The organism is Candidatus Paceibacterota bacterium (genome assembly GCA_035546035.1).
Taxonomy (GTDB): domain Bacteria; phylum Patescibacteriota; class Minisyncoccia; order Phycocordibacterales; family UBA6065; genus UBA6065.
In genome coordinates this window covers 1-3,029 of the sequence record DASZXC010000009.1, presented here as the reverse complement: position 1 = coordinate 3,029, position 3,029 = coordinate 1, and the positions used below count along the sequence as shown (strand labels likewise).

4 protein-coding genes and 1 pseudogene are annotated in these 3,029 nt (G+C 59.2%); all 5 read left to right on the top strand.

Going from position 1 to position 3,029, the window contains the following annotated elements; translation table 11 throughout:
* On the top strand, positions 1 to 143 hold a 143-nt coding region (locus tag VHE10_03520; GenBank protein ID HVU06826.1), incomplete at its 5' end, for a D-glycerate dehydrogenase.
* Between the two features lie 72 nt (positions 144 to 215).
* Positions 216 to 623 carry a very short patch repair endonuclease gene (locus tag VHE10_03515; protein ID HVU06825.1) on the top strand — a complete coding sequence of 136 codons (408 nt, stop codon included), beginning with the start codon at positions 216 to 218 and terminating at the stop codon, positions 621 to 623.
* A gap of 52 nt (positions 624 to 675) precedes the next feature.
* Positions 676 to 2,028, top strand: coding sequence for a DNA cytosine methyltransferase (locus VHE10_03510; GenBank protein ID HVU06824.1), 1,353 nt, complete (start codon positions 676 to 678; stop codon positions 2,026 to 2,028).
* Complete coding sequence (locus VHE10_03505; GenBank protein ID HVU06823.1) at positions 2,021 to 2,824, top strand: endonuclease; 804 nt, start codon at positions 2,021 to 2,023, stop codon at positions 2,822 to 2,824. Before VHE10_03510 ends, VHE10_03505 begins: the two co-directional genes overlap by 8 nt.
* Position 2,825: 1 nt before the next feature.
* Positions 2,826 to 3,029, top strand: a pseudogene (locus tag VHE10_03500) (NAD(P)-dependent oxidoreductase).

Here is a 3,029-nt window from a genome sequence, read left to right as displayed (position 1 = left end):
CCAAGAACGTCGTGCTCCTGCCGCACATGGGCTCCGCCACCATCGAGGGCCGCATGGACATGGGCGAGAAAGTCATCGTCAACATCAAGACCTTCGCGGACGGCCACAAGCCGCCCGACCGCGTGATCCCGGCGATGCTGTAGGGCGACGAGAGGCGCCGTCGGCGCAATCGGATATGTGCGTTCGGCCGATTTGAGGAGTATCCTGCTACCCTCATGGCGGACACGCGAACGCCCGAGCAGCGCTCAAGAATTATGCGATCCGTGGGCACGAAAAATACCGGCCCGGAGATGATCGTGCGCCGCCTACTTCACCGAGACGGGTACCGCTTCGCATTGCACCGAAAAGATCTACCGGGATCGCCCGATATCGTCCTGCCGAAATACCGGAAGATCGTCTTCGTCCACGGCTGCTTCTGGCACGGCCACGATTGCGGGAAGGGCAAGCTTCCGAAGTCGCGCAAAGCCTATTGGGGCGCAAAGATCGCGGCAAACAAGGCCAGGGACAAGAAGCGCATTGCCGCTTTGCGGCGTTTGAAATGGTCGGTCGCGGTCGTCTGGCAGTGCCAAACGAAAACGCCGGACAAGCTTCGGACCGAACTTCTGCGATTTGTCGGGAAGTAGAGAATCGGGCCAATTTGCGCATTGAGGCCGATGGGAATATAACGTGAACAAAATGGCGGGACCTCGGACCATGCGCCCCATTGGAATCGATCTCTTCGCCGGTGCTGGCGGAATGAGCCTCGGATTCGAGCAGGCAGGCTTCGACGTTTGCGCGGCCGTCGAAATCGATCCGATCCATTGCGCGGTACACAAATTCAACTTTCCCGATTGCACCGTCGTACCGCATTCCGTGGTGGGATTGTCCGCAAAATCCATTCGCGAGCGGGCGGGCATCGGAAGCAGGACGATCGATGTCGTTTTCGGCGGCCCGCCTTGCCAGGGCTTTTCTCTTATCGGCCATCGCGCACTCGACGACGCGCGAAACCGCCTCGTTCTCGAGTTCGTTCGGCTCGTCGCCGAGCTGGATGCCACCGCATTCGTTTTCGAGAACGTCAAGGGCTTAACGGTCGGCAGGCACAAGGCGTTCCTGGAAGAATTGGTGGAGGAGTTTTCCGCCGCCGGCTACACGGTTCGAATGAAGCCCAAAGTCTTGAACGCTGCCGCTTATGGCGTGCCTCAGAATCGCGAGCGACTGATATTGTTCGGCGCGAAGAAAGGCCGTCCTCTTCCTCAGTATCCTGCCTTCAAGACGAGCTATCCCGGGATGCGCGAAATATCGGCCGATCTTCCGCCCGGGCCGACATGCGCGGACGCACTAGGCGACCTTCCCAATCCGGAAAAGTACGAGTTGCTGTGGGAGGACGATGAGGTCTTTGTCAGCCAGTGGAAGCGTCCGAGCGACTACGCAGCGGAGTTGCGTGGGCTCTCGAACGATGCGTGGCATTACGGATATGTCCGAGCGTGGAACCCCAAGACGCTCACGTCGAGTATGCGCACCTTGCATACGGAAATCTCGCGCCGAAGGTTCGCGGAGACCGCGCCGGGTTCGGTCGAACCGATATCGCGCTTTTTTCGCCTTTCCGCGAACGGTATCTCGAACACACTTCGAGCCGGTACGGATGCTGCGCGAGGGGCGTTCACGAGTCCGCGACCAATTCACTACGAATATCCCCGCTGCGTGACTGTGCGCGAGATGGCCCGCCTTCACGGGTTCCCCGATTGGTTCCGCTTCCACAGCACGAAATGGCACGGCGCGAGGCAGATCGGAAATGCCGTGCCGCCTCCCATGGCGCGCGCCATCGCAGCGGAAGTCATGCGTTCGCTCGATAAGGTACCGGCGCGGCCCCAGAAGATTGTATCGCTGGGCGACCCAGGATTTCTCAAGATGGAAATGGCCGAGGCCGCATCCCATTTCAACGTCGGGCGCACAGTTGCGCGCCGAGATCGCAAGAGCGGCGCCAGAAAGCGGAAGCAGCACCAAATCGAAGCGGAACGGCTTAGGGCGATTGAGTTCGCAAATGCCTGAATCGAAGGAGACAAGTCGCTACAAGGCGATTATCGGACACATATTCCGCAACCACTGGAAAAAAGGCATACGAGAATTCGTCTTTGTGCGTCCGGAGATCGAAGACGCCGCGAAGAAGCTTAGCATCGCGTTGCCGAAAAATGTCGGCGATGCAGTTTACTCCATCCGATATCGAACCCCCCTTCCAAGCTCGATCGTCGATACCCAACCGAAGGGTCTGGAATGGATCATCGAAGGCGCAGGGCGGTCGAAGTACCGATTCAAGCTTGTGCCCGCGACGCGAATACGCCCGCGCGCGGAAATGGTGTGCACCCTGGTGCCGGACGCCACGCCGGAAGTCATCCAATTGTACAAACTCGACGACGAACAGGCTCTGCTCGCAATCGTTCGCTACAACCGGCTCATCGACATTTTTCTTGGCTTGACCACATTCAGTCTCCAGAATCATTTGAGGACCACGGTGAAAGACGTCGGACAGATCGAAATCGACGAACTCTATGTGGGCCTGGACAGCGACGGATGCCACTACGTAATCCCTGTGCAGGCGAAGGGCGGAAACGACCAGATCGGCGTGGTGCAAACCGCTCAGGACATTAGATATTGCGCTCAGACGTTTCCGGGAATTCGCTGCAGGCCCATCGCTGCTCAATTTCTGCCGGACGGCGTCATAGCTTTGTTCGAGCTCGTTCTACAGGGCGACGAAATAAAGGTTGTCGAAGAGCGTCATTATAAGCTCGTTCCGGCAAAGGAATTGGACGAAGCCGCAGTACGCAGATATCGGTCCGGACGCTCCTAGGCTTTCCTGTCGGCGCGGCGAGGCGATCGACGAGAACACGCTGGCGCGCATGCTGGAGGCGGGCGAGCTTTCGGGGGCGGGGCTCGACGTCTTCGAGCATGAGCCCGCGGTGAACCCCAAGCTGCGCAAGGCCAAGAACGTCGTGCTCCTGCCGCACATGGGCTCCGCCACCATCGAGGGCCGCATGGACATGGGCGAGAAAGTC